We start from the raw sequence: 23086 nt of genomic DNA on the forward strand, positions 1-23086 counted from the left end.
GGGCTGCAAAGCAGCCCCTAGAGTCTCAAGCCTTGAACAGGTCCTGCTCCAACACCAGACTCTGCTGATCACTGTCCAGCCGGACGCGAGCCCCCAACGGCAAGCACACATTCGGGTCACAATGCCCGCTGCGCCACCCCGCCAGCACCGGCACGCCCAGCGGCGCAAAGATGTCCACCAGCAACGGCGTCAACGCCGCCGTGGTAATCCCGGCAAAGTCCCCCACCAGCACGCCCTTCACCCCCTCCAGCTTGCCCGCCAGGCGCATCTGGGTCAGCAGGCGATCCACCCGGTACAGCGGCTCGTTCACGTCCTCAATGAACAGGATGCAGCCCTGGGTATCCAGCTCGGCAAGGGTTCCCATGGTCGCGCCCAGCATCGACAGGTTGCCGCCCAGCAGCGGCCCGCTGGCCACACCCGGCAATACACTGCTCAAGGCATGTTCCGCCGGGTGCACGACGTGCTCGCCTGCCCGCACATGCCCACCCAGCTGCGCCAGCAACGACGACTCGGTCGGCGGCAACTTGGCCCCCAACAAGTCGGCATTAAGCATCCCGCCATGGAACGTGATCAGCCCGGCATGCCGGTAGATAGCCGTGTGCAACGCGGTAATGTCGCTGTAGCCGATCAACGGCTTGGGGTTGCGGCGGATCAGGTCAAAGTCCAGCCGGTCGAGCAGGCGCATACTGCCGTAACCACCACGCATGCACAGGATGGCGTCGATAGCCGGGTCGGCAAAGGCATCGTGCAAGTCTTGCAAGCGCTGCTGGTCCGACCCCGCCAGGTAACCTTGCGCCTGAAGCGCACCCGGATACACCCGGCAGCGGTAACTGCGGTCGGCAAACCACTGGCTGACTTTGTGCGTATCCAGCCGCGCTGCGCCAGCCGGGGCAACAATGGCAAAGCAGGCATTACGCGGCAGCGCAGCCGGCAGGCAGGTTTCGAAGGGTTCGGGGCAAATCATCGTGGCTCCTTGCAGCGCGTGGTACACAAACAAAAATGCCGATGCCGCCCTTCGGCGCGCATCGGCATGTTCAACCCTGCGCGTGGCTCAGAGCTTGATCTTGGCTTCGTGAGCCTGCTGGTCGGCGTGGTACGACGAACGCACCAACGGGCCGGAAGCAACGTTCTTGAAGCCCATCTTGTAACCTTCCTCGGCGAACCAGGCGAAGGTGTCCGGGTGAACGAAACGCTGAACCGGCAGGTGGCTGCGCGACGGCTGCAGGTACTGGCCGAGGGTGAGCATGTCGATATCGTGCTCGCGCATGCGGTGCATCACTTCGATCACTTCCTCGTCGGTTTCGCCCAGGCCGAGCATCAGGCCCGACTTGGTCGGTACATGCGGCACCATCTGCTTGAACTTCTGCAGCAGGTCCAGCGACCAGTCGTAGTCCGAGCCCGGGCGCGCTGCCTTGTACAGGCGCGGTACGGTTTCGAGGTTGTGGTTGAACACATCCGGCGGCTCTTGCGCGGTAATTTCCAGCGCAACGTCCATACGGCCACGGTAGTCCGGTACCAGGGTTTCCAGCTGCACGCCCGGCGACAGCGCACGGATTTCGCGGATGCAGTCGGCAAAGTGCTGGGCACCGCCGTCACGCAGGTCGTCGCGGTCCACCGAAGTGATCACCACGTACTTCAGGCGCAGATCGGCAATAGCGACAGCCAGGTTTTTCGGCTCGTCCAGGTCCAGCGGCTTCGGCCGGCCGTGGCCGACGTCACAGAACGGGCAGCGACGGGTGCAGATGTCGCCCATGATCATGAAGGTGGCGGTACCACCGGAGAAGCACTCGCCCAGGTTCGGGCAAGAGGCCTCTTCGCACACGCTGTGCAGCTTGTGCTTGCGCAGCAGTTGCTTGATGCGGTCTACCTCTGGCGATACCGGAATCCGCACGCGAATCCAGTCGGGCTTTTTCGGCAGCTCTTCGGTCGGGATGATCTTCACCGGGATGCGCGCCACCTTTTCGGCGCCACGCAGTTTTACCCCAGCTTCCACCTTCTTCGGCGCTTGGCGCGGGGTGACATCCTGGGTGGGTATCAGGTTCGGCACGGCTTCTTGCACAGTTGTCATATTCAGTCGATTCCGCCCGTGAGGGTCGTCTGCTCAGCGTAGTCGAGGTGCTTGACCAGCTGTCCGCGCAGCCTTGTCCTGACCTCGTCGAGTTCGATCGGACCTGCCAGATCGCGCAGCTGGGTCATGGCCAGCCCCGCATAACCGCAGGGGTTGATTCGGCGGAATGGCGCAAGGTCCATGTCCACGTTCAGGGCAAGGCCGTGGAACGAACGGCCGTTGCGAATTCGCAGGCCGAGGGAGGCGATTTTCGCTCCATCGACATAGACGCCCGGGGCATCGGGCTTGGCCGATGCCTGCACGCCGTAACTGGCCAGCAGGTCGACCAGCGTCTGCTCGATACGGCTGACCAGTTCACGCACGCCAAAGCCCAGCCGGCGCACATCCAGCAGCAGGTAGGCCACCAGCTGCCCGGGGCCATGGTAGGTTACCTGGCCGCCGCGGTCGGTCTGCACCACCGGGATTTCGCCCGGCACCAGCAGGTGCTCGGCCTTGCCGGCCTGGCCCTGGGTGAAGACTGCAGGATGCTCGACCAGCCAGATTTCATCCTGGCTGTCCGGGCTGCGCTGCTCGGTGAAGCGACGCATGGCCTCCAGCACAGGTTCGTAGGGCTGCAGGCCAAGCTCGCGAAAACCGAGACAAGCGGGCATCAGAGCACCATTTTCACGATGCCGGTAGCGCGCAGGGCGCTGTTGATATCGTGCAGCTGGTTCTCGCTTTCGGCAACGATGTGCAATTGCACGGTGGTGTATTTGCCTTCCTTGCTCTGGCGCTCGGCCAGGGTGGAAAGGTCAACCTTCGCGTGCTTGCTGAGGATCTCGATTACCGTGTCCTTGAAGCCGACAACGGTATCGCCGATTACCTTGATCGGGTAATCGTCGCAAGGGAATTCGATTTTATGCGACTTGACGTCTGGTTCGCTCATGGCGGAAACGGCCTCGTAAGCCGTGGCAACAACAACGCCCCCGCGAGATACGCGGGGGCATGCCGGTCACGTGTCAGTTGAACAAGCCATAGAAGAATAGACGGATGCTATCCCACATACGGCGGAAGAAACCACCTTCCTCAACGCCATCAAGGGCGATCAGGTCGGCGCTGTGAACCACTTTCTCGTCCAGCTTGACTTCCACTTTGCCGATCACGTCACCTTTGGCAATCGGTGCGGTGAGCTGCGGGTTCATGGTCATCGAAGCCTGCAGGCGCTTCAATTGGCCTTTAGGCATAGTCATGGTCAGGTCGTCAGCCAGGCCAGCCTTGATCTGGCCGGTAGCGCCCTTCCAGACCGGGGCCTGGGTCAGCTCGGTGCCCTTCTGGTAGAAGGTCTGGGTTTCGAAGAAGCGGAAACCATAGGTCAGCAGCTTCTGGGTCTCGGCAGCACGCGACTGCTCGCTGTTGGTACCGAACACCACGGCGATCAGGCGCTGGCCATCACGAACGGCCGAGGCCACCATGCAGTAGCCGGCTTCGTCGGTGTGGCCGGTTTTCAGGCCATCGACGGTCTTGTCACGCCACAGCAGCAGGTTGCGGTTAGGCTGCTTGATGTTGTTCCAGAAGAACTCTTTCTGCGAATAGATGGCGTAGTGGGCCGGATCCACGGTGATGATCGCACGGGCCAGGGTCGCCATGTCATGCGCCGACGAGTAGTGCTCCGGGTTCGGCAGGCCGGTCGGGTTCATGAAGTGGCTGTTGGTCATGCCCAGGTCGGCAGCCGTCTTGTTCATCATGTCGGCGAAGGCATCTTCGCTGCCGGCGATGTGCTCGGACAGGGCCACCGAGGCGTCGTTGCCGGACTGGATGATGATGCCGTGCAGCAGGTCGCTGACGGTTACCTGGCTGCCCACCTTGATGAACATGCGCGAACCGCCGGTACGCCAGGCGTTTTCGCTGACGGTAACCGGGTCGTTTTCACCGATCTGGCCACGGCGGATGTCCAGGGTGGCGATGTAGGCGGTCATCAGCTTGGTCAGGCTGGCCGGCGGCAGGCGCTCGTCACCGTTGTTCTCGACCAGCACGTTGCCGCTGGACGCGTCCATGAGTACGTAGGACTTGGCTGCCAGTTGCGGTGGCGCCGGCGTCATCTGCTCAGCCGCGAAGGCGGCAGGCGTGATCATCAGCAGTACAGGCAGGCAAAGTCGTTTGGCAAGGTTGGTGATGTTCATCCGTCTCTCGAAAATCGCTAATGGTCTGAGATGTTCCCTGGGCAAGATCGTGTGCCCAGCGCCAGTCAGTCTAGTTTTATGGCCGTTGGCCTGGCCCGCGAAAGTGCGGCTTTATGTCGCTGCGGGCAAAAGCCGTCATTGTACATGCCCACGCCCGGCAATTCATGACAAAACCGACAGTTTGGTGTTGCCTTCTTCGCGGGCACGCCCGCTCCCACAGGGTTTCGCATGCCCCTGTGGGAGCGGGCGTGCCCGCGAAGAAGGCGACGCGGTCAGTCAGCTGTGACCAGCTTGGCCTGCCCCAAGTTCGCCAGGCGGATACTGTCTTGTGCTTGCTGGATCTCGCCCTGGCTGCCAATCGGCCCCAGGCGCACGCGGTGCAAGGTCTGCTGGTTGCGCACGATCGAGCTGATGAACACCGGCGCACTGACCATGGTGCTGAGCTTGGAGCGCAGCAGTTCAGCGGCGTCCGGGTTGGCGAAGGCGCCTACCTGCAAGAAGCTGCCGCCGTTGCCCGCCGGCACGTTGTTGCCACCTACCTGCACCGGCACGACCGGTGCCGCATGCTGCTGTGCCGGTGGGGTCCACTGCTCTACACGCCCGGTATTCGCCGCAATTACCTGGGTCTGGGCCACCTGCGGCTCTTTCAGCACCATCGGCGGTGTCTGGCCACGCTGGGCCCACCACTGCTGCGGGTCGATGCCCTCGACGCGCACATGCGCAGTGCCGATCTCGGCATAGCCAAGCTTTTTCGCCGCCGCGTAGGACAGGTCGATGATACGGTCGGAATAGAACGGGCCACGGTCGTTCACCCGCAGGATCACGCTACGGCCGTTGGCCAGGTTGGTCACCCGCACATAGGCTGGCAGCGGCAGGGTCTTGTGCGCCGCACTCATGCCATACAGGTCATATAGCTCGCCGTTGGCGGTGTTCTGCCCATGGAACTTGGTGCCATACCACGACGCGGTGCCCTCGGCGCGGTAATTGCGCGAGTCCTGCATCGGGTAGTAGGTCTTGCCCAGCACCGTGTACGGGTTGGCCTTGTAGTTGCCAGTGTGCACGGTCGGCGTGGCGTCGGGGATCTTGTTCACATCCACGTCCCACCACGGCGCGCCATCCTTGTGCGCCCGGTTGATGTCCAGGCCCGGTTGGCTGCGCACCACGTTGCCACTGCTTTGCTGGGTCGGGCGGCTGGAAGAACAGCTGGCCAGCACCACGCCAACGGCGAGGCAGGTGAGCAACTTGAACGAATTGGCAGAGATGATTGCGCGCATTACTTGACGCCCCGTACTTGAACCAGCTGTTCCGCAAGCTGATGCACCGCCATGGCATACATCACGCTGCGGTTGTAGCGAGTGATCGCGTAGAAGTTCTTCAGGCCCATCCAGTACTCAGGCCCACTGTCGCCCTCAAGGCGGAAGGCGGTAACCGGCAGATCATCGCGCAGCGAATCATGAACCGACCAACCGAGCGCGCGCAACTCCCCGACGGTTTTCACCGGCTCGATGCCAGTGGTCAGGCCTTCGTCGGCACGTGCGCCCTCCACCCAGGCGCGGCTGACCACGCCGCCACCGGCCACCCAGCCATGGCGCTTGAAGTAGCTGGCGACACTGCCAATGGCATCGTCCGGGTTGTTCCAGATATTGATGTGGCCGTCGCCGTCGAAGTCCACCGCAAAGTTGCGAAAGCTGCTCGGCATGAACTGCGGCAGGCCCATGGCGCCGGCGTAGGAGCCCTTGAGCGTAAGCGGGTCGAGCTGTTCATCACGGGCCAGCAGCAGGAATTCTCTCAGCTCCTTGCGGAAGAACTCGGCCCGCGGCGGGTAATCGAAGCCCAAGGTCGACAGGGCGTCGATCACCCGATAGTTGCCAGTGTTGCGGCCAAAGAAGGTTTCCACGCCGATGATGGCGACAATGTACTGCGCCGGCACGCCGTACTCCTGCTCCGCACGCGCCAGTACCGCTTCGTGCTGGCGCCAGAAGTCCACACCACGGGCGATGCGCGCATCGGTGAGGAACATCGGCCGGTAGTCCTTCCACGGCTTGACCCGTTCGGCCGGGCGCGAAATGGCGTCGAGGATTGCCTGTTTGCGCTGCACTTCAGCAAACACGCCCATCAGTTGCTCAGGGGCAAAACCATAGTCGCGGCTCATTTCGCCGACAAACCGGGCCACCTGCGGCGAGCCTTGGTAATCGCCGGCATGGGCCAGCTGTACAGCGCCGAACAGGCCCACCGCACCGATCCACGGCGCACAACGGGCAGCCCAGTTACGCACTGCTTGCATGAAATTCTTCACCTTATTCAAACCTGCGCGATCCATTTGCGGTGCGTATGGATCGACATCAGAACGCCAAACGCTGACAGCAGCGTCACCAACGATGTTCCGCCATAGCTGATAAAAGGCAGCGGCACGCCCACCACGGGCAGAAGGCCGCTGACCATCCCGATATTGACGAACACGTATACAAAAAAGGTCATGGTCAGGCTGCCCGCGAGCAGCTTGCCGAACAGGGTCTGCGCCTGGGCGGTGATCATCAGGCCACGGCCGATCAGCAGCAGGTAGACGATCAGCAGCAGGCAGATACCGACCAGGCCGAACTCTTCGCCCAGTACGGCGATGATGAAGTCCGTGTGGCTCTCTGGCAGAAAGTCCAGGTGCGACTGGGTGCCAAGCAGCCACCCCTTGCCGAATACCCCGCCCGAACCGATGGCCGCCTTGGACTGGATGATGTTCCAGCCCGTGCCCAACGGGTCGCTTTCCGGGTCGAGGAAGGTCAGCACTCGCTGCTTCTGGTAGTCGTGCATCACAAAGAACCACATCGCCACCGCCACCGGCACCGCTGCGGTCAGCACGCTGAGGATCCAGCGCCAGCGCAGGCCACCCATGAACAGCACGAACGCACCGGAGGCCAGGATCAGCAGCGCGGTACCCAGGTCAGGCTGGCGAACGATAAGAATGAACGGCACGCCGATCAACACCAGGCTTATTGCCACGTGTTTCAGGTGCGGCGGCAGAGTGCGCTTGGACAGGTACCAGGCGATGGTCGCCGGCATGATGATCTTCATGAATTCCGAGGGCTGGAAGCGGATCACCCCGGGGATGTTGATCCAGCGCGTGGCGCCCATGGCGTTGTGGCCCATCACGTCCACCACCACCAGCAACAGCACACCCGTGATATAGGCCAGCGGCACCCAACGGGCCATGAAGCGAGGCTCCAGCTGGGCGATGACGAACATCGACACCAGGCCGATGCCGAACGAAGTGGCCTGTTTGAGCAGCAGGTCCCAGTTCTTGCCACTGGCCGAATACAGCACGAACAGGCTGCCGGCCGCGAGGGTCAGCAGAATGACCAGCAGAGGGCCGTCGATATGGATGCGCTGCAAAAAGCTGGCGCGCCGACGCATCACATCCTCGCTGGAGAGCATGCGATCGAAATTGTTCATCACAGGGCCGATTCCTGGGTAACGGTGGCAGGCGCGAACTCGGATTTGAGCCGGCCGTTTTCGTCGAGCAGCCAGGCGTCCATGATCTGGCGGACCACGGGCGCAGCGACACCGGAGCCGGACTCACCGTTCTCGACCATCACCGAAACCACGATCTTCGGGTCGTCGGCCGGGGCAAAGGCGACGAACAGCGCGTGGTCGCGGTGGCGCTCCTGAAGTTTGTTGCGGTCGTACTTCTCACCCTGCTTGATCGCCACCACCTGGGCGGTACCGCTCTTGCCGGCAATGCGGTACTGGGCACCGGCAGCGGCCTTGCGTGCGGTACCGCGGGCGCCGTGCATCACCTGCTCCATGCCATGGGTGACCTTGGCCCAGTCGGACTTGTCACGCAGCACGATGTTTTCCATGGGGTTTTCGTCCACCGGCGGCTGGCCTTCGATGGTCTTGGCCAGGTGCGGGCGGTTCCACACGCCTTTGTTGGCGATCAACGCAGTGGCCTGGGCCAGTTGTAGCGGCGTTGCCTGCATGTAGCCCTGGCCGATACCCAGAATCAGGGTTTCACCGGGGAACCAGGCCTGGCGGCGAGTGGCACGCTTCCATTCACGCGACGGCATCAACCCGGCAGACTCCTCGAACATGTCGAGGGAAACCCGTTGGCCGATACCGAACTTGTTCATGTAGCTGGACAGCCGATCGATACCCATCTTGTGCGCAAGGTCGTAGAAGTAGGTGTCGTTGGACCGCATGATCGCGGTATCCAGGTCAACCCAGCCATCGCCGGTGCGGTTCCAGTTACGGTATTTGTGGTCGTAGTTGGGCAGTTGGTAATAGCCCGGGTCGAATACCCGGCTGCCGGCATTGACCACGCCACTGTCCAGGCCGGCGATGGCTACCGCTGGCTTGATGGTCGAGCCAGGTGGGTACAGGCCACGCAGCACGCGGTTGAACAGTGGCCGGTCGATCGAATCACGCAGTTCGGCGTAAGCCTTGAAGCTGATGCCGGTGACGAACAGGTTGGGGTCGAAGCTTGGCTGACTGACCATTGCCAGAACCTCGCCGGTACGCGGGTCGAGTGCCACCACCGCGCCACGCCGGCCACCCAGGGCGGCCTCGGCGGCTTCCTGCAGCTTGATGTCCAGGCTCAGCACAATGTCCTTGCCGGGTTTCGGGTCGGTGCGCTTGAGCACCCGCAGCACACGCCCCCGGGCGTTGGTCTCGACTTCCTCGTAGCCGACCTGGCCATGCAGGGCGTCTTCGTAGAAGCGCTCGATACCCGTCTTGCCTATGTGGTGGGTGCCGCTGTAGTTCACCGGGTCGAGCGTTTTCAGCTCTTTCTCGTTGATGCGCCCCACATAGCCCACCGAATGGGCGAAATGCGCCCCCTGCGGGTAATGCCGCACCAGCTGGGCCACCACCTCTACACCTGGCAGGCGGAACTGGTTTACTGCCACCCGGGCGATCTGCTCTTCGTTAAGCTCGAACAGGATCGGCACCGGTTCGAATGGCCGGCGCCCCTGGCGCATGCGCTTCTCGAACAGGGCGCGGTCCTCTGGCGTCAGCTCCAGCACTTCGACGATGGTGTCCAGCACTTCCTGCCAGTTACCCGCACGTTCACGGGTCATCGACAGGCTGAAGCTGGGCCGGTTGTCGGCCACGATCACACCGTTGCGGTCGAAGATCAGCCCGCGCGTCGGCGGAATCGGCTGCACATGCACCCGGTTGTTCTCCGACAGCGTCGAGTGATAGTCGTACTGGATGATCTGCAGGTAGTACAGCCGCGCAATCAGCACGCAAATAAGCAGCATGATCGCCACTGCGCCGACCACGACGCGGTTGCGCACCAGGCGGGCGTCTTTCTCGTGGTCCTTGAGACGGATCGGCTGCGACATCGGACTGCTTACAGGCTCATTTGTGGTAAGGGTGCCCGGACAACACGGTCCAGGCGCGGTAGATCTGCTCGCCGATGAGTATCCTTACCAACGGGTGCGGCAAGGTCAGCGGCGACAGCGACCAGCGTTGCTCGGCGCGCGCGCAAACCTCAGGCGCCAGGCCTTCCGGGCCGCCCACCATCAAATTCACCGTGCGCGCATCCAGGCGCCAGCGGTCCAGCTCGGTCGCCAGTTGCTCGGTACTCCAGGGCTTGCCATGGACCTCGAGGGTGACAATGCGTTCCCCAGGCTGAACCTTGCTTAGCATGGCCTCGCCCTCCTGACGAATCAGGCGGGCGACGTCGGCATTCTTGCCACGGGTGTTCAGCGGGATTTCCACCAGCTCCAGCGACAGCTCGGCGGGCAGGCGCTTGGCATATTCATGCCAGCCTTCCTCCACCCACTTCGGCATGCGCGAGCCGACCGCGATCAGGCGCAAACGCACGGCGCTTTCCTTATTCGCGGTCTTTGAGCTTGTCGGAGTACTCGTGGGCGTGGTCCGGGCTGTGGTGCTTGCCATCGGCGGCACGGCTTTGCTCGGCACCCTGCCACAGGCGTTCCAGGTCGTAGAACTGGCGGGCAGCGGCGGTCATCATGTGGACGATGACGTCGTTCAGGTCCAGCAGCACCCAATCGCTGTCGCCCTTGCCTTCTTCACCCAGTGGCTGGGCGCCCTTGCTCTTCACCGCTTCGCGGACCTTTTCCAGCATCGCGTTGATCTGGCGGTTGGAGGTACCGGTGGCAATGATCATGTAGTCGGTCAGGCTGTGCTTCTCGCGCACGTCGATGACCTGGATGTCCTGGGCCTTGACGTCTTCCAGCGCTGCCTTGGTCAGGGCGACCAGTTCTTCGCCGTAAATTTTCTGCTTGGTCATATAAAACTCGTTCAACTCGTTGGATGAGGCGCCAGAGGCACCATCAGTTAGGCGCACGATACAGTTCGTGCGCCTCTATGTAGGCCAGTACGGCGTCCGGCACCAGGAACCTCACCGATTTGCCGCTGGCCAGCAGCTGTCGGATCTGTGTAGCCGACACCGCAAGCGGCGTCTGCCAGACGAACGAAATATTTCCCGCCGGGCCGGACATGGCGGCGGGATCGCTCTCCGAGCGCGCAGCCAGCAGGTTGCGCAGCTCGTCAGGGGGTTCTACGTCGGCATCCGGGCGTTGCAGCACCAGGATGTGACAGTGTTGCAGCAGTTCTTCCCAGCGGTGCCAGGTAGGCAGGCCACAGAAGGCATCCCAGCCCAGCACCAGGAACAGCTGGTCGTTGCCGGCCAGCTCGGCGCGGATCGATTCCAGCGTGTCGATGGTGTACGACGGCTTGTCACGCGCCAGTTCGCGGGCATCGACGCTCAGGCAGGCAACACCCTGCACCGCTTCGCGAACCATGGCCAGGCGATGCTCGGCGGCTACCTGCGGGGTGTCGCGATGCGGCGGCCGGGCGTTGGGCAACAGGCGCAGCTCATCCAGCCCCATGAACTCGGCCACTTCCAGCGCGCTGCGCAGGTGGCCGATGTGCACGGGGTCGAAAGTGCCGCCAAGAATGCCGATACGCCGGACTGCCTGGGCCTTGCTCAACTCAGCAGGACCCCTGGCCGCGCAGCTGGCCGTCGCCGATCACTACGTACTTTTCGCAGGTCAGGCCTTCCAGGCCGACCGGGCCGCGGGCATGCAGCTTGTCGGTGGAAATGCCGATTTCCGCACCCAGCCCGTACTCGAAACCGTCGGCAAAGCAGGTCGGGGTGTTGAGCATGACCGACGCCGAGTCGACATCAGCCATGAACTGGCGGGCTTCACCCTGGTGTTCGCTGATGATCGAGTCGGTGTGATGCGAACCGTAGTGGTTGATGTGCTCGATGGCCTGGTCGAGGCCATCGACGACGCGGATAGACAGGATCGCGTCCAGGTATTCGGTGTGCCAGTCGTCTTCAGTGGCCGGCTTGGCGTCGATGATCGCCCGGGTGCGCTCGCAGCCTCGCAGCTCCACGCCCTTTTCCTGGAAGCGACGGGCCATTTCCGGCAGGAAGCGCTCGGCCACCTGCTGGTCGACCAGCAGTGTTTCCATGGCGCCACAGATGCCGTACCGGTAGGTCTTGGCGTTGAAAGCCACGTTCCAGGCCTTGTCCAGGTCGGCATGCTGGCTGACATAGACATGGCAGATGCCGTCCAGGTGCTTGATCACCGGCACGCGGGCATCGCGGCTGATGCGCTCGATCAGCCCACGACCGCCTCGCGGCACAATGACGTCGACAAATTGCGGCATGCTGATCAGCGCGCCCACGGCTTCGCGATCGGTGGTTTCGACCACTTGCACCACGGCTGCCGGCAGGCCGGCAGCGGCCAGGCCACGCTGGATGCAGGTGGCGATGGCGCGGTTGGAGTGGATGGCCTCGGAGCCGCCACGCAGGATGGTCGCGTTGCCCGACTTCAGGCACAGGCTGGCGGCATCGATGGTCACGTTCGGGCGCGACTCGTAGATGATCCCGATCACCCCCAGCGGCGCGCGCATCTTGCCTACCTGAATACCCGATGGGCGGTAGCTCATGTCGCGGATGGCGCCGACCGGGTCCGGCAGGCTGGCCACCTGACGCAAGCCGGTGATCATGCCGTCGATGCGTGCAGGGGTCAGCGCCAGGCGGTCGAGCAGCGCAGGCTCCAGCCCGTTGGCGCGGCCGGCGGCCAGGTCCAGCTCGTTGGCAGCCGTCAGCTCGGCACGGGCAGCGTCCAGCGCGTCGGCAGCGGCTTGCAGGGCGCGATTCTTCTGCGCGGTGCTGGCACGGCCGATCACCCGGGAAGCCTCACGGGCAGCGCGACCCAAGCGGGTCATGTAGTCAAGAACGGACTCAGTCATGGGTTCGGTGTCTTGGCGAAGGGGAAATCGGCTGATTATAACTGCCGCGCAGGTGTACGCCCAGCGGCGGGTGGCGGATGGTAGAAAATGGTCAGGGACAATGTGCAGGAAAGATGTAACCGGGGTTATCGAAATTTCTTTCTCCTATTGTGGCCCTTTCGCGGGTGAACCCGCTCCCACAGGGATTTCACAAGGCCTGGGGCTATGCAGTACCTGTGGGAGCGGGCATGCCCGCGAAAGGGCCGGCCCCGCCAACATCACGCTCGATTCAGCCTCGATTAAGCCATTCATTGCTATCATCCCCGCCTCCCCAATCACGAACCGCCCGCATGCCTGCCCTGCCCGACAGCTTTTTCGACCGCGACGCCCAGACCCTGGCCAAGGCCTTGCTGGGCAAGGTAATCCGCCATCGCCAAGGCGACCTGTGGCTGGCTGCGCGTATCATCGAAACCGAGGCCTACTACCTCACCGACAAAGGCAGCCACGCCTCGCTCGGCTATACCGAAAAGCGCAAGGCGCTGTTTCTCGATGGCGGGCATATCTACATGTACTACGCCCGCGGCGGCGACTCGCTGAACTTCAGCGCCCACGGCCCAGGGAACGCGGTGCTGATCAAGTCTGCCTATCCTTGGCAGGATGCCCGCTCGGGCCCGAACAGCCTGGCGCAAATGCAACTGAACAATCCCGACGCCAGCGGCAAGGTGCGCCCGGATGAACGCCTGTGCGCCGGCCAGACCCTGCTGTGCCGAGCCTTGGGCCTGCAAGTGCCACACTGGGACGCCCAGCGCTTCGACGCCGAGCGCCTGTATGTGGAAGATTGCGGCAACGCCGTACCACGGGTAATCCAGGCCGCCCGCCTGGGCATCCCGCACGGGCGCGACGAGCACCTGCCCTACCGCTTCGTCGATGCCGAGTACGCCCGGTTCTGCACACGGAACCCGTTACGTCGCGGCCAAGTCGAAGGCCGTGACTTCTTCATTCTCGAACAAGGAAGCTGAACATGGGCCAATGGCTCGACGGCCTGACCGGCTGGCTCAGCGCCAACCCGCAGTGGCTTGGCGTGGCAATTTTCCTCATCGCCTGCATCGAGTGCCTGGCCATTGCCGGCATCATCGTGCCGGGCACCGTGCTGCTGTTCGCGGTCGCGGTTTTGGCCGGCAGTGGCGCCTTCACCCTGGGCGAAACGTTGCTGCTGGGCTTTCTTGGCGGCCTGCTGGGCGATGCGTTGTCGTACACGGTGGGCAAGTACTTCCACCAGAACATCCGACGCCTGCCACTAATACGCCACCACCCAGAGTGGATCAGCAGCGCCGAGACCTACTTCCAGCGCTACGGCATTGCCAGCCTGCTGGTAGGCCGCTTCATTGGCCCGCTGCGGCCGATGCTACCGATGGTTGCCGGCATGTTCGACATGCCTTTGCCACGCTTCATCGCCGTCAGCCTGGTGGCAGGTGCTGGCTGGTCGGTAGCCTACCTGCTGCCAGGCTGGGCCACCGGGGCGGCCATGCGCCTGCCGCTACCGGAAGGCTTCTGGCTGGATGCCGGCATCATCGCCGGCACATTGGCAGTCATCATCGGGCTGAGCCTGAACAGCAGCATTCGCGATCAGCGCCATGGCACCCGATTGGTCGCGGGCTTGAGTTTTCTGGCATTGGCCGGGATCTTCCTGGGTTGGCCCTACCTGCACGAGTTCGACCAGGGCGTGATGACGCTGGTTCAGGAACACCGCAGCCAAGCCATTGATGGCACTGTGGTGCTGGTCACTCGCCTGGGCGACTTCAAGACCCAGTTCTTCCTCGGTGGCTTGCTGACGGGCTTGCTGCTGCTTGCCCGGCAATGGCGCCATGCCCTGTTCGCCGGTGGCGCACTGATAGGTACGGCGCTGGCGAACGGCAGCCTCAAATGGCTGTTTGCCCGCGCCAGGCCTGAAGTACTGACTGACCCGCTCACCAGCTACAGCATGCCCAGCGGGCACAGTTCGGCGTCGTTCGCGTTCTTTCTGGTATTGGCGGTGCTGGCGGGGCGTGGCCAGCCGCCGCGCATGCGCCTGACCTGGGTGATGCTGGGCTGTATTCCGGCACTGGCGATTGCGCTATCGCGGGTGTACCTGGGGGCACACTGGCCGACCGACATCCTCGCCGGGGCCCTGCTGGCATGCTGCGTGTGTGCGCTTAGCCTGACGCTGGTGCAACACCGGCAGACGTTGCCGGCATTGCCGCAGCGGGTGTGGTGGCTGGTGTTGCCAGCGTGTACCGCGCTGCTGGCGTTCTTTGCCATGCATGCGCTGCCACAGGCTTTGTTGCGTTATCAATATTGATGATGCATGTGCGGGCCTCTTCGCGGGCTTGCCCGCTCCCACAGGTACTGCACCAGCCTTGCAGCGAGTGACATACCTGTGGGAGCGGGCAAGCCCGCGAAGAGGCCCGCACTGGCACTAGAGAACCTTCAGGCGAACAACTCACCCTGAATCCGCTCCAGCAGCTTCTGGATCTCGCCCAGCCGCTGCTGCGGCGAGTCAAGGGTCAGCAAGTCCAGCTTGTCTTCTTCCATGAACGGCAACAGGTAAGCCAGCTGGTTGGCCAGCGCCTGGCGCCCGTCCACCGGGCGCGGCATGTCCAGCGCCTCGACCATGGGGTGTTCGCCCAAGGCCACCAACAACGCCAACAAGTCATCATCTGCCTCAAGCAACGGGCTGTCCGCCTGCTCCGGCAACCATTGCACCTGGCCCACCAGCAACTGGTCCTTCTGCACCTCGGTGCTGTCCAGGTTGAAGCGCCGCACACCTTCGACGCGAATGCCCAGCAAGCCATTATCCTGCTGCACGAAGTCGCGAATCACCGCTTCACAGCCGATCGAGGCGACCATCGGTGGCGCCTTGCCAACCTGCTCGCCCTCCAGGATGCAGACCACGCCAAAACCTGCGCCCTGCTTCATGCAGCGCCCGATCATGTCCAGATAACGCGCCTCGAAAATCTGCAAATCGAGAAAGCAGCCCGGGAACAGCACGGTATTGAGCGGAAACAGCGGTAGTGTCATCACAACTCCTCAAGCCACCAGGCTGACCGCCAACGGCAGGAACACTGCCGTGGCTACCCCCATCAAGCTCATCGCCAGCGCGGCAAAAGCGCCGCATTCATCACTTTCCTGCAGGGCAACCGAAGTGCCCACCGCATGCGCTGTAATCCCCAGCGACATGCCGCGCGCCTCGGGGCTGTGCACGCCAAAGCGGCTCAGCAGCGCCGGGCCGAAGATTGCGCCAATCACCCCGGTGATCAGTACGAACACTGCCGCCAGGGCCGCCACACCGCCAATCTGCTCTGCCACCAGCATGGCGATTGGCGAGGTCACCGACTTGGGTGCCATGGTCATCAGGATCATGTGTTCTGCACCGAACCACCAGCCTAGCAACAGGCAGCAGAGCGTAGCGAACAGGCCTCCGACTACCAGCGTAGTAAATGTGGGCCAGAACAGCTGCCGGATACGCCGCAGGTTGAGATACAGCGGCACTGCCAGCGCCACGGTGGCGGGGCCCAGCAGGATGTTCATGATTTCGGTGCTCTTGCGGTACTCGCTGTATTCGATGCCGCATACCAGTAACACGCCAATTACCAGCAACATCGACACCAACACCGGCTGCAGGAAGATCCAGCGGGTTTTCTCGTAGGCTGCCAGCACCACTTGATAAGCCCCCAGCGTAATGCCGATGCCGAACAAGGGATGATGCACCACCGCGGCGACCGCGCCTTGCCAGTCGAGCATCATGGCTGCTCCTCGCGCTTGCCCTGGCGGTGGATGAGCTTCTGCATCAGCACACCGACAAACACCAGTGTCAGCAAGCAGGAAATCAGCAAGGCACCGACGATTGCCCAGAAGTCGGCGGCGATGTCCTTGGCATACACCATCACCCCTACCGCCGGCGGCACCAGCAATAGCGGCAGGTAGCGCAGCAGGCTGCTGGCGGCTTCATTGAGTGGCTTGCCGACTTCACCGCGCGCCATGAGGAAGCACAACAGCAGCACCAGGCCGATGATCGGCCCCGGCAGAAACGGCACCAGCAAGTGATTGATCGCCGTCCCCAGCAGCTGGAACAGCACCAGCCAGGTCAAACCACGCAACAGCATAAGCATCTCCCTCGGGCATGGCCGCCATTATAAGCACGCACGGCTATAGATCGATATTCGCCGAAAAGCGGACAACTTGACTGAAACGGTTCGCCGTGCTGATCTAGCACTTTCGTACCAACTGACAACCTGGAGAGTCAGCGATGCCCTATGTACCGGTTACAGAGCTTTCGCAATACGTTGGTAAGGAACTGGGCCGCTCTGCCTGGCTGAAGATCGACCAGCAGCGCATCAACCTGTTCGCCGAGGCGACGGGCGATTTCCAGTTCATTCATGTCGATCCTGAAAAAGCCGCAAAAACCCCGTTTGGCGGCACGATTGCCCATGGTTTCCTGACATTGTCACTGATCCCCAAGCTGATCGAGGACATCCTGGTCCTGCCGCAAGGGCTGAAGATGGTGGTGAACTATGGGCTGGACAGCGTGCGGTTCATCCAGCCGGTCAAGGTCGACAGCCAGGTGCGGTTGAAGGTGGACCTGGCCGAGGTGACAGAGAAAAAGCCGGGGCAGTGGCTGCTCAAGGCAATTGCCACCCTGGAAATCGAGGGTGAAGAGAAGCCTGCTTATATAGCCGAGTCGCTTTCGCTCTGTTTTGTCTGACACATTGATGATCGGGCTCATGGCCTAATCGCCGGCAAGCCAGCTCCCACAGGATTTGCATAGGCCCAAAGCAATTCGCGAACTCTGTGGGAGCTGGCTTGCCGGCGATTGGGCTGCGCAGCAGCCCCGACTCAATCCACCCTATTCAATCCACAAACTCTCTGCACTCGCGTAAACTGCCAGCCTTCGCGCAGCCTAGGGCTGCCCTCTGTCGATTTACCAAAGGTGCCCGCCATGCCCTGGCTGCAAGTACGCCTGGCCATCAGCCCGGAACAAGCCGAAACCTACGAAGATGCCCTGCTTGAAGTAGGTGCCGTCTCGGTCACGTTCATGGACGCCGAAGATCAGCCGATCTTCGAACCAGACCTCAACACCACCCCGTTGTGGTCGCACACCCATCTGCTGGCCCTGTTCGAGGCCGATGCCGAACCTGAGCAGGTGTTCTCCCACTTGCGCCTGCTGACCGGCGCCGAGTTGCCCGAGCACCAGGCCGAAGTGATCGAGGACCAGGACTGGGAACGCAGCTGGATGGACAACTTCCAGCCGATGCGTTTCGGCCAGCGTCTGTGGATCGTGCCGAGTTGGCATGACGCCCCGGAAAAGGACGCCGTCAACCTGCTGCTCGACCCAGGCCTGGCCTTCGGCACTGGCACCCACCCCACCACCGCGTTGTGCCTGGAGTGGCTCGACGGCCAGCAAATGGAAGGCACCCAGGTGCTGGACTTCGGCTGCGGTTCGGGCATCCTGGCCATCGCTGCGCTGTTGCTGGGCGCACGTGAAGCAGTGGGTACCGACATCGACGTGCAGGCCATCGAGGCTTCGCGTGACAACGCTCAGCGCAACGGCATCGCCGACGAGAAACTGGCGCTGTACCTGCCCGAGCACATGCCGGCCATGCAGGCCGATGTGCTGGTCGCCAACATCCTGGCCGGCCCACTGGTCTCCCTGGCGCCGCAGTTGTCCGGCCTGGTCCGCCCAGGTGGTCTGCTGGCACTTTCGGGCATCCTTGCCGAGCAGGGCGAGGAAGTGGCAGCCGCCTACGCCGCCGACTTCGAGCTGGACCCGATCGTCGTTCGCGATGGCTGGGTGCGCATCAGTGGTCGCCGCCGCTAAGCGGGCCTAGAATATTTCTCTGCACAGCTCCCGGATCGCCGCATGACCGACAGTTTCGTCACCCAGTGCCCGCATTGCCAGACCAGCTTTCGCGTCACCCACCACCAGTTGAGCGTGGCCCGCGGCGTGGTGCGCTGCGGCCATTGCCTGCAGGTGTTCAATGCCGCCAGGCAACTGCTGGAACAAAGCCGTGCCAGCGCACCTGAGGTGCCGGTACCGGCGCCTGTGCCAGCGGCACCTGCCGAGCCAGTAGTCGAGCCGTCGATCACGCCCGAACCTGCCAGCCGCGAGCGCAGCATCACGCCTGACGAGGACTGGGCCCTGACGGCCCAGGCGCTGGACGCACTCGACCTCGACCAGGAACTGGCGCGCCTGGAGCAGCGCGGCCAGCCGGCACCGGCACGCCCCGCCAACCAGGATGACGGGTTGCAGGCGCGCCGTGACGAGCTGCACCCGGACGAGCATGCGGACGACTTGTTCGGCAACGCCACCGACGAGCCCTTTGAGCCGCAAACGCCAGCAGAGCCCGCCCCGGTGCTGCTGGAACCGCAGCCCCTGGAGCTGGACCTGGAGCCAGAACCCGGCGAGCGCACCGAGCCGACCCTGGGCAGCAGCCTTGACCTGGACATCGATGACGAGCCGCCCGTACGCCACGCCGCCGTAATCGATGACCAGCCCGCATTCAACGAGCCATTGCGTGCCAGCGATGACGAAATCCCGGTGCAAGGCCTGAGCGCCCGCGACGATGAGCCGCTGGCATTGCACCTGTCGGCGCGCGACGACGACGCTGTCGAGCCCTTGCCCGGTGAGCGCCTGGAACCGGGCCTTGCCGGTAAGCCCGAGCGCCCGGTGCGCAAGGAGCCGCTGGTTGACGTGGTCGACGACCCACTGCAACTGGGCTGGGAAAAGCCCGCACCCAACTGGGGCAAGCGCCTGCTGTGGGGTTTTCTGACCCTGCTGGCCGCCGGCCTGCTGCTGTTCCAGTACGTGTGGTTCCACTTCGACGAAATGGCCCGTCAGGACCAGTACCGGTCAATCTTCCAGCAAATCTGCCCGATGGTCGGGTGCGAGGTGCCAACCCGCGTTGATATCGCACGGATCAAGAGCAGCAACCTGGTGGTGCGCAGCCACCCGGACTTCAAGGGCGCGCTGATCGTCGATGCCATCATTTACAACCGGGCACCGTTCGCCCAGCCGTTCCCGCTGCTGGAGCTGCGCTTTGCCGACCTCAATGGCCAACTGATCGCCAGCCGGCGCTTCAAGCCCAGCGAGTACCTGTCCGGCGAATTGGCCGGGCGTGGCGACATGCCAAGCCAGACGCCGATCCATATCGCCCTGGACATCCTCGACCCGGGGCCGAAGGCCGTGAACTACAGCCTGAGCTTCCGCTCGCCGGAATAGTCAGCACAACCCTGTGGGAGCGGGCATGCCCGCGAACACGGGCAAAGCCCGTGCCATCCACTGCGGCGCCTGCTTCGCGGGCACGCCCGCTCCCACAGGGTCCGCGCGATGCCCGGATCTTTGCTCATACCAAAAGTCATAAGCCGACAACTGTTCAGATTTTATCCAAATCCATCTTTATCCGGTCACCGAGAGCGGGTATCATGCCAACCCTTTTTCGAACTCCAAGATTCGGCCCCACAACAGGGATCACCTATGTCGGCGGTACGCATCGGCCAATACACACTACGTAACAACCTGATCCTCGCGCCCATGGCCGGGGTCACGGACCAGCCTTTCCGTACACTTTGCCAGCGCCTGGGCGCAGGCATGGTGGTATCGGAAATGGTCAGCAGCGACATGAGCCTGTGGAACAGCCGCAAGTCGAGCCTGCGCCGCATCCATGAAGGTGATCCCGAGCCACGCTCGGTTCAGATCGCCGGTGGTGATGCGCAGATGATGGCAGCGGCGGCAAAGGCCAACGTCGAAGCGGGTGCCCAGATCATCGACATCAACATGGGCTGCCCGGCAAAAAAAGTCTGCAACAAAGCTGCAGGCTCTGCTTTATTGAGAGATGAAGCCTTGGTCAGCGAAATCCTCCACGCCGTAGTCGGCGCCGTGGACGTACCGGTGACCCTGAAGATCCGCACCGGGTGGGACCGGGCGAACAAGAACGGCCTGAACGTGGCGAAAATCGCTGAACAGGCTGGTATCCAGGCGCTGGCGGTGCATGGCCGCACACGCGCCGACCTGTACACAGGCGAAGCCGAATACGACACCATCGCTGCCATCAAGCAGGCGGTGTCGATTCCGGTTTTTGCCAACGGCGATATCACTTCGCCAGAAAAGGCCCGGGCGGTGCTGGATGCCACCGGGGTCGATGGCCTGCTGATCGGCCGGGCTGCCCAAGGGCGGCCATGGATCTTTCGCGAGGTCGAGCATTACCTGCGCACTGGTGAACACCTGCCAGCGCCGCAACTGGATGAAGTGGAACGCATCCTGCTTGAGCACCTGGCCGCGTTGCATGCCTTCTATGGCGATGTGATGGGCGTACGTATCGCCCGCAAGCACGTTGGCTGGTACCTGGCAACACGACCCGGCGGCAAGGAGTTTCGCTCCCGGTTCAACGCTTTGGAAGACACACAAGCGCAGTGCGCCAACGTTCGCGCGTTTTTCAGTGAACGTCGACAGAGCCTTGAGACAGAGGACGGACAAGGGGTGGCCGCATGACGATGATGACCGAGACATTTGTGAGTGGAACAACGCCCGTGAGCGACAACGCCAACCTGAAACAGCACCTCAACACGCCGAGCGAAGAGGGCCAGACCCTTCGCGACAGCGTCGAGAAGGCGCTGCACAACTACTTCGCCCACCTGGAAGGCGCGACCGTCACGGACGTGTACAACCTGGTGCTCTCCGAAGTCGAGGCGCCCCTGCTCGAATGCGTGATGAACTACGTGAAGGGCAACCAGACCAAGGCCAGCGAGATGCTCGGGCTGAACCGAGGCACCCTGCGCAAGAAGCTCAAGCAGTACGACTTGCTGTAAGCCAGAATCCCAACCAGAAAAGGCGGCTCCCTGAACAGAGGCGCCTTTTTTGCTGACTCCACCGCGTTATTGGAACCCGAAATGACCGACCAGACTACCCGCCTGCCAGTCCGCCGCGCCCTGATCAGCGTCTCCGACAAGACCGGTATCCTCGAATTCGCCCGTGAGCTGCAGCAGCTCGGTGTCGAGATCCTGTCCACCGGCGGCACCTACAAGCTGCTCAAGGACAACGGCGTGAACGCGGTGGAAGTGGCCGACTACACCGGCTTCGCCGAAATGATGGATGGCCGGGTCAAGACCCTGCACCCGAAGATCCACGGTGGCATCCTCGGCCGTCGCGGCACCGACGACGCCATCATGAACGAGCACGGTATCAAGCCGATCGACCTGGTCGCGGTCAACCTGTACCCGTTCGAGGCAACCATTTCCAAGCCTGGCTGTGACCTGCCGACGGCCATCGAGAACATCGACATCGGCGGCCCGACCATGGTCCGTTCGGCTGCCAAAAACCACAAAGACGTGGCCATCGTGGTCAACGCCAGCGACTACGCCGGCATCGTCGAAGGCCTGAAGGCCGGTGGCCTGACCTACGCCCAGCGCTTCGATCTGATGCTCAAGGCGTTCGAGCACACCGCTGCCTACGACGGCATGATCGCCAACTACATGGGCACCATCGACCAGGCCAAGGACACCCTGAGCACCGAAGCGCGCAGCGAATTCCCGCGCACCTTCAACAGCCAGTTCGTCAAGGCCCAGGAAATGCGCTACGGCGAGAACCCGCACCAGAGCGCGGCGTTCTACGTAGAAGCCAAGAAAGGCGAAGCCAGCATTTCCACCGCCGTGCAGCTGCAGGGCAAGGAACTGTCGTTCAACAACGTGGCCGACACCGACGCCGCGCTGGAATGCGTGAAGAGCTTCGTCAAGCCGGCCTGCGTCATCGTCAAGCACGCCAACCCGTGCGGCGTAGCGGTTGTGCCTGAAGACGAGGGCGGCATCCGCAAGGCTTACGACCTGGCCTACGCCACCGACACCGAGTCGGCATTCGGCGGCATCATTGCCTTCAACCGCGAACTGGACGGGGAAACCGCCAAGGCCATCGTCGATCGCCAGTTCGTCGAAGTGATCATCGCCCCGAAAATTTCCCAGGCTGCGCGCGACGTGGTGGCTGCCAAGCAGAACGTCCGCCTGCTGGAATGCGGCGAGTGGCCTGCCGAGCGCGCTGCCGGTTGGGACTTCAAGCGCGTCAACGGTGGCCTGCTGGTGCAGAGCCGCGATATCGGCATGATCACCGCCGATGACCTGAAAATCGTCACCAAGCGTGCACCGACAGAGCAAGAAGTCCACGACCTGGTGTTCGCCTGGAAAGTGGCCAAGTTCGTCAAGTCCAACGCCATTGTCTACGCCAAGCAGCGCCAGACCATCGGCGTAGGCGCCGGCCAGATGAGCCGCGTCAACTCCGCACGCATTGCTGCAATCAAGGCCGAGCATGCTGGCCTGCAGGTGCAGGGTGCAGTCATGGCTTCGGATGCGTTCTTCCCGTTCCGTGATGGCATCGACAACGCGGCTAAAGTGGGTATCAGCGCCGTGATCCAGCCGGGTGGTTCGATGCGTGATGCTGAGGTGATTGCTGCCGCTGATGAAGCTGGCATTGCAATGGTCTTCACCGGTATGCGCCACTTCCGCCACTAATTACGCGGATCCCTGGCAAGCGGAGATCCTGTGGGAGCGGGCGCGCCCGCGAATACGATGGTGCATGCACCGCCGCATTCGCGGGCACGCCCGCTCCCACAGTGTTCGGCGCAAGCCCGAGGATCAC

The 23086-nt window shown here is 62.9% G+C and carries 24 protein-coding genes; 8 read left to right on the forward strand and 16 right to left on the reverse strand.

From position 1 onward, the window contains the following. Nucleotides 1–25: 25 nt before the first annotated feature. The 13 genes from ACFY9W_RS10240 to ACFY9W_RS10300 form a co-directional block, all read right to left on the reverse strand. Complete coding sequence (locus tag ACFY9W_RS10240) at nucleotides 26–964, reverse strand: LD-carboxypeptidase (RefSeq protein ID WP_391129265.1); 939 nt, start codon at nucleotides 962–964, stop codon at nucleotides 26–28. Nucleotides 965–1051: 87 nt separating this feature from the next. Further along, nucleotides 1052–2068, reverse strand: coding sequence for a lipoyl synthase (lipA, locus tag ACFY9W_RS10245; RefSeq protein WP_391129268.1), 1017 nt, complete (start codon nucleotides 2066–2068; stop codon nucleotides 1052–1054). 2 nt (nucleotides 2069–2070) lie between these two features. Beyond that, on the reverse strand, nucleotides 2071–2718 hold the full coding sequence (lipB, locus tag ACFY9W_RS10250) for a lipoyl(octanoyl) transferase LipB (protein WP_391129271.1): 648 nt from the start codon (nucleotides 2716–2718) through the stop codon (nucleotides 2071–2073). Next, nucleotides 2718–2993, reverse strand: a complete 276-nt coding sequence (locus ACFY9W_RS10255) for a DUF493 domain-containing protein (protein WP_003249736.1) — start codon at nucleotides 2991–2993, stop codon at nucleotides 2718–2720. Before ACFY9W_RS10255 ends, lipB begins: the two co-directional genes overlap by 1 nt. Nucleotides 2994–3066: 73 nt before the next feature. Beyond that, nucleotides 3067–4227 carry a D-alanyl-D-alanine carboxypeptidase family protein gene (locus ACFY9W_RS10260; protein WP_012274373.1) on the reverse strand — a complete coding sequence of 387 codons (1161 nt, stop codon included), beginning with the start codon at nucleotides 4225–4227 and terminating at the stop codon, nucleotides 3067–3069. Between the two features lie 272 nt (nucleotides 4228–4499). Continuing rightward, nucleotides 4500–5501 (reverse strand): septal ring lytic transglycosylase RlpA family protein, encoded by a 1002-nt coding sequence (locus tag ACFY9W_RS10265; RefSeq protein WP_391129274.1) that lies wholly within the window; start codon nucleotides 5499–5501, stop codon nucleotides 4500–4502. Then, complete coding sequence (mltB, locus tag ACFY9W_RS10270) at nucleotides 5501–6511, reverse strand: lytic murein transglycosylase B (protein WP_391129277.1); 1011 nt, start codon at nucleotides 6509–6511, stop codon at nucleotides 5501–5503. Before mltB ends, ACFY9W_RS10265 begins: the two co-directional genes overlap by 1 nt. A gap of 17 nt (nucleotides 6512–6528) precedes the next feature. After that, nucleotides 6529–7632: a rod shape-determining protein RodA gene (gene rodA / locus ACFY9W_RS10275; RefSeq protein ID WP_391129616.1), complete on the reverse strand. Its 1104-nt coding sequence runs from the start codon at nucleotides 7630–7632 to the stop codon at nucleotides 6529–6531. A 38-nt stretch (nucleotides 7633–7670) separates the two neighbouring features. Continuing rightward, nucleotides 7671–9560, reverse strand: coding sequence for a penicillin-binding protein 2 (gene mrdA, locus ACFY9W_RS10280; protein WP_391129280.1), 1890 nt, complete (start codon nucleotides 9558–9560; stop codon nucleotides 7671–7673). 16 nt (nucleotides 9561–9576) lie between these two features. Continuing rightward, entirely contained in the window at nucleotides 9577–10044 is a 468-nt protein-coding gene (gene rlmH / locus ACFY9W_RS10285) for a 23S rRNA (pseudouridine(1915)-N(3))-methyltransferase RlmH (RefSeq protein WP_003249722.1), read from the reverse strand. A 10-nt stretch (nucleotides 10045–10054) separates the two neighbouring features. Continuing rightward, nucleotides 10055–10474: a ribosome silencing factor gene (gene rsfS / locus ACFY9W_RS10290; RefSeq protein WP_198752385.1), complete on the reverse strand. Its 420-nt coding sequence runs from the start codon at nucleotides 10472–10474 to the stop codon at nucleotides 10055–10057. Nucleotides 10475–10517: 43 nt separating this feature from the next. Beyond that, nucleotides 10518–11177, reverse strand: coding sequence for a nicotinate-nucleotide adenylyltransferase (gene nadD, locus ACFY9W_RS10295; protein WP_391129285.1), 660 nt, complete (start codon nucleotides 11175–11177; stop codon nucleotides 10518–10520). 1 nt (nucleotide 11178) lies between these two features. Beyond that, on the reverse strand, nucleotides 11179–12450 hold the full coding sequence (locus ACFY9W_RS10300) for a glutamate-5-semialdehyde dehydrogenase (RefSeq protein ID WP_391129288.1): 1272 nt from the start codon (nucleotides 12448–12450) through the stop codon (nucleotides 11179–11181). A 329-nt stretch (nucleotides 12451–12779) separates the two neighbouring features. Here ACFY9W_RS10300 and ACFY9W_RS10305 point away from each other — a divergent pair, with 329 nt between their 5' ends. Continuing rightward, the gene (locus ACFY9W_RS10305) at nucleotides 12780–13448 is read left to right on the forward strand and encodes a DNA-3-methyladenine glycosylase (RefSeq protein ID WP_391129291.1); all 669 of its coding nucleotides are present in this window, start codon (nucleotides 12780–12782) and stop codon (nucleotides 13446–13448) included. A gap of 2 nt (nucleotides 13449–13450) precedes the next feature. After that, nucleotides 13451–14767, forward strand: a complete 1317-nt coding sequence (locus ACFY9W_RS10310) for a phosphatase PAP2 family protein (protein WP_391129293.1) — start codon at nucleotides 13451–13453, stop codon at nucleotides 14765–14767. Nucleotides 14768–14895: 128 nt separating this feature from the next. Here ACFY9W_RS10310 and ACFY9W_RS10315 read toward each other — a convergent pair whose 3' ends face one another. From ACFY9W_RS10315 to ACFY9W_RS10325, 3 genes are read right to left on the reverse strand one after another with little or no spacing between them, the layout of a single operon-like run. Continuing rightward, a complete protein-coding gene (locus ACFY9W_RS10315) occupies nucleotides 14896–15486 on the reverse strand; it encodes an LON peptidase substrate-binding domain-containing protein (protein WP_391129296.1) in 591 nt (196 codons plus the stop codon). Nucleotides 15487–15495: 9 nt separating this feature from the next. Further along, on the reverse strand, nucleotides 15496–16212 hold the full coding sequence (locus ACFY9W_RS10320; protein ID WP_391129299.1) for an LrgB family protein: 717 nt from the start codon (nucleotides 16210–16212) through the stop codon (nucleotides 15496–15498). Continuing rightward, complete coding sequence (locus tag ACFY9W_RS10325; protein WP_391129301.1) at nucleotides 16209–16571, reverse strand: CidA/LrgA family protein; 363 nt, start codon at nucleotides 16569–16571, stop codon at nucleotides 16209–16211. Before ACFY9W_RS10325 ends, ACFY9W_RS10320 begins: the two co-directional genes overlap by 4 nt. Before the next feature lie 143 nt (nucleotides 16572–16714). On the opposite strand from ACFY9W_RS10325, the gene ACFY9W_RS10330 reads away from it, so the two are divergent. The 6 genes from ACFY9W_RS10330 to purH all read left to right on the forward strand — a co-directional run bounded on the left by ACFY9W_RS10330 (nucleotide 16715) and on the right by purH (nucleotide 22959). Beyond that, nucleotides 16715–17170, forward strand: coding sequence for a MaoC family dehydratase (locus tag ACFY9W_RS10330; RefSeq protein ID WP_016712197.1), 456 nt, complete (start codon nucleotides 16715–16717; stop codon nucleotides 17168–17170). Nucleotides 17171–17404: 234 nt separating this feature from the next. Next, nucleotides 17405–18283 carry a 50S ribosomal protein L11 methyltransferase gene (prmA, locus tag ACFY9W_RS10335; RefSeq protein WP_391129305.1) on the forward strand — a complete coding sequence of 293 codons (879 nt, stop codon included), beginning with the start codon at nucleotides 17405–17407 and terminating at the stop codon, nucleotides 18281–18283. Nucleotides 18284–18325: 42 nt separating this feature from the next. Beyond that, the gene (locus ACFY9W_RS10340) at nucleotides 18326–19684 is read left to right on the forward strand and encodes a DUF3426 domain-containing protein (protein WP_391129308.1); all 1359 of its coding nucleotides are present in this window, start codon (nucleotides 18326–18328) and stop codon (nucleotides 19682–19684) included. A gap of 255 nt (nucleotides 19685–19939) precedes the next feature. After that, entirely contained in the window at nucleotides 19940–20953 is a 1014-nt protein-coding gene (gene dusB / locus ACFY9W_RS10345) for a tRNA dihydrouridine synthase DusB (RefSeq protein ID WP_391129311.1), read from the forward strand. After that, the gene (gene fis / locus ACFY9W_RS10350; RefSeq protein WP_019099786.1) at nucleotides 20950–21270 is read left to right on the forward strand and encodes a DNA-binding transcriptional regulator Fis; all 321 of its coding nucleotides are present in this window, start codon (nucleotides 20950–20952) and stop codon (nucleotides 21268–21270) included. The genes dusB and fis overlap by 4 nt, the downstream gene beginning before the upstream one ends. Nucleotides 21271–21351: 81 nt before the next feature. Further along, a complete protein-coding gene (gene purH, locus ACFY9W_RS10355) occupies nucleotides 21352–22959 on the forward strand; it encodes a bifunctional phosphoribosylaminoimidazolecarboxamide formyltransferase/IMP cyclohydrolase (protein WP_391129314.1) in 1608 nt (535 codons plus the stop codon). The last annotated feature ends 127 nt before the right edge of the window (nucleotides 22960–23086 follow it).

It is taken from the genome of Pseudomonas sp. NPDC008258, assembly GCF_042956345.1.
In the GTDB taxonomy this organism is placed as follows: Bacteria; Pseudomonadota; Gammaproteobacteria; order Pseudomonadales; family Pseudomonadaceae; genus Aquipseudomonas.

Coding starts and splice junctions, on each gene's coding strand:
- ACFY9W_RS10325 (WP_391129301.1), bottom strand. CDS start 16,571: ATGCTGTTGCGTGGTTTGACCTGGCTGGTGCTGTTCCAGCTGCTGGGG.
- prmA (WP_391129305.1), top strand. CDS start 17,405: ATGCCCTGGCTGCAAGTACGCCTGGCCATCAGCCCGGAACAAGCCGAA.
- ACFY9W_RS10300 (WP_391129288.1), bottom strand. CDS start 12,450: ATGACTGAGTCCGTTCTTGACTACATGACCCGCTTGGGTCGCGCTGCC.
- ACFY9W_RS10320 (WP_391129299.1), bottom strand. CDS start 16,212: ATGATGCTCGACTGGCAAGGCGCGGTCGCCGCGGTGGTGCATCATCCC.
- ACFY9W_RS10265 (WP_391129274.1), bottom strand. CDS start 5,501: ATGCGCGCAATCATCTCTGCCAATTCGTTCAAGTTGCTCACCTGCCTC.
- rsfS (WP_198752385.1), bottom strand. CDS start 10,474: ATGACCAAGCAGAAAATTTACGGCGAAGAACTGGTCGCCCTGACCAAG.
- ACFY9W_RS10260 (WP_012274373.1), bottom strand. CDS start 4,227: ATGAACATCACCAACCTTGCCAAACGACTTTGCCTGCCTGTACTGCTG.
- fis (WP_019099786.1), top strand. CDS start 20,950: ATGACGATGATGACCGAGACATTTGTGAGTGGAACAACGCCCGTGAGC.
- ACFY9W_RS10330 (WP_016712197.1), top strand. CDS start 16,715: ATGCCCTATGTACCGGTTACAGAGCTTTCGCAATACGTTGGTAAGGAA.
- lipA (WP_391129268.1), bottom strand. CDS start 2,068: ATGACAACTGTGCAAGAAGCCGTGCCGAACCTGATACCCACCCAGGAT.
- purH (WP_391129314.1), top strand. CDS start 21,352: ATGACCGACCAGACTACCCGCCTGCCAGTCCGCCGCGCCCTGATCAGC.
- mrdA (WP_391129280.1), bottom strand. CDS start 9,560: ATGTCGCAGCCGATCCGTCTCAAGGACCACGAGAAAGACGCCCGCCTG.
- dusB (WP_391129311.1), top strand. CDS start 19,940: ATGTCGGCGGTACGCATCGGCCAATACACACTACGTAACAACCTGATC.
- ACFY9W_RS10305 (WP_391129291.1), top strand. CDS start 12,780: ATGCCTGCCCTGCCCGACAGCTTTTTCGACCGCGACGCCCAGACCCTG.
- ACFY9W_RS10315 (WP_391129296.1), bottom strand. CDS start 15,486: ATGACACTACCGCTGTTTCCGCTCAATACCGTGCTGTTCCCGGGCTGC.
- ACFY9W_RS10340 (WP_391129308.1), top strand. CDS start 18,326: ATGACCGACAGTTTCGTCACCCAGTGCCCGCATTGCCAGACCAGCTTT.
- ACFY9W_RS10240 (WP_391129265.1), bottom strand. CDS start 964: ATGATTTGCCCCGAACCCTTCGAAACCTGCCTGCCGGCTGCGCTGCCG.
- ACFY9W_RS10255 (WP_003249736.1), bottom strand. CDS start 2,993: ATGAGCGAACCAGACGTCAAGTCGCATAAAATCGAATTCCCTTGCGAC.
- mltB (WP_391129277.1), bottom strand. CDS start 6,511: ATGCAAGCAGTGCGTAACTGGGCTGCCCGTTGTGCGCCGTGGATCGGT.
- rodA (WP_391129616.1), bottom strand. CDS start 7,632: ATGCGTCGGCGCGCCAGCTTTTTGCAGCGCATCCATATCGACGGCCCT.
- ACFY9W_RS10310 (WP_391129293.1), top strand. CDS start 13,451: ATGGGCCAATGGCTCGACGGCCTGACCGGCTGGCTCAGCGCCAACCCG.
- lipB (WP_391129271.1), bottom strand. CDS start 2,718: ATGCCCGCTTGTCTCGGTTTTCGCGAGCTTGGCCTGCAGCCCTACGAA.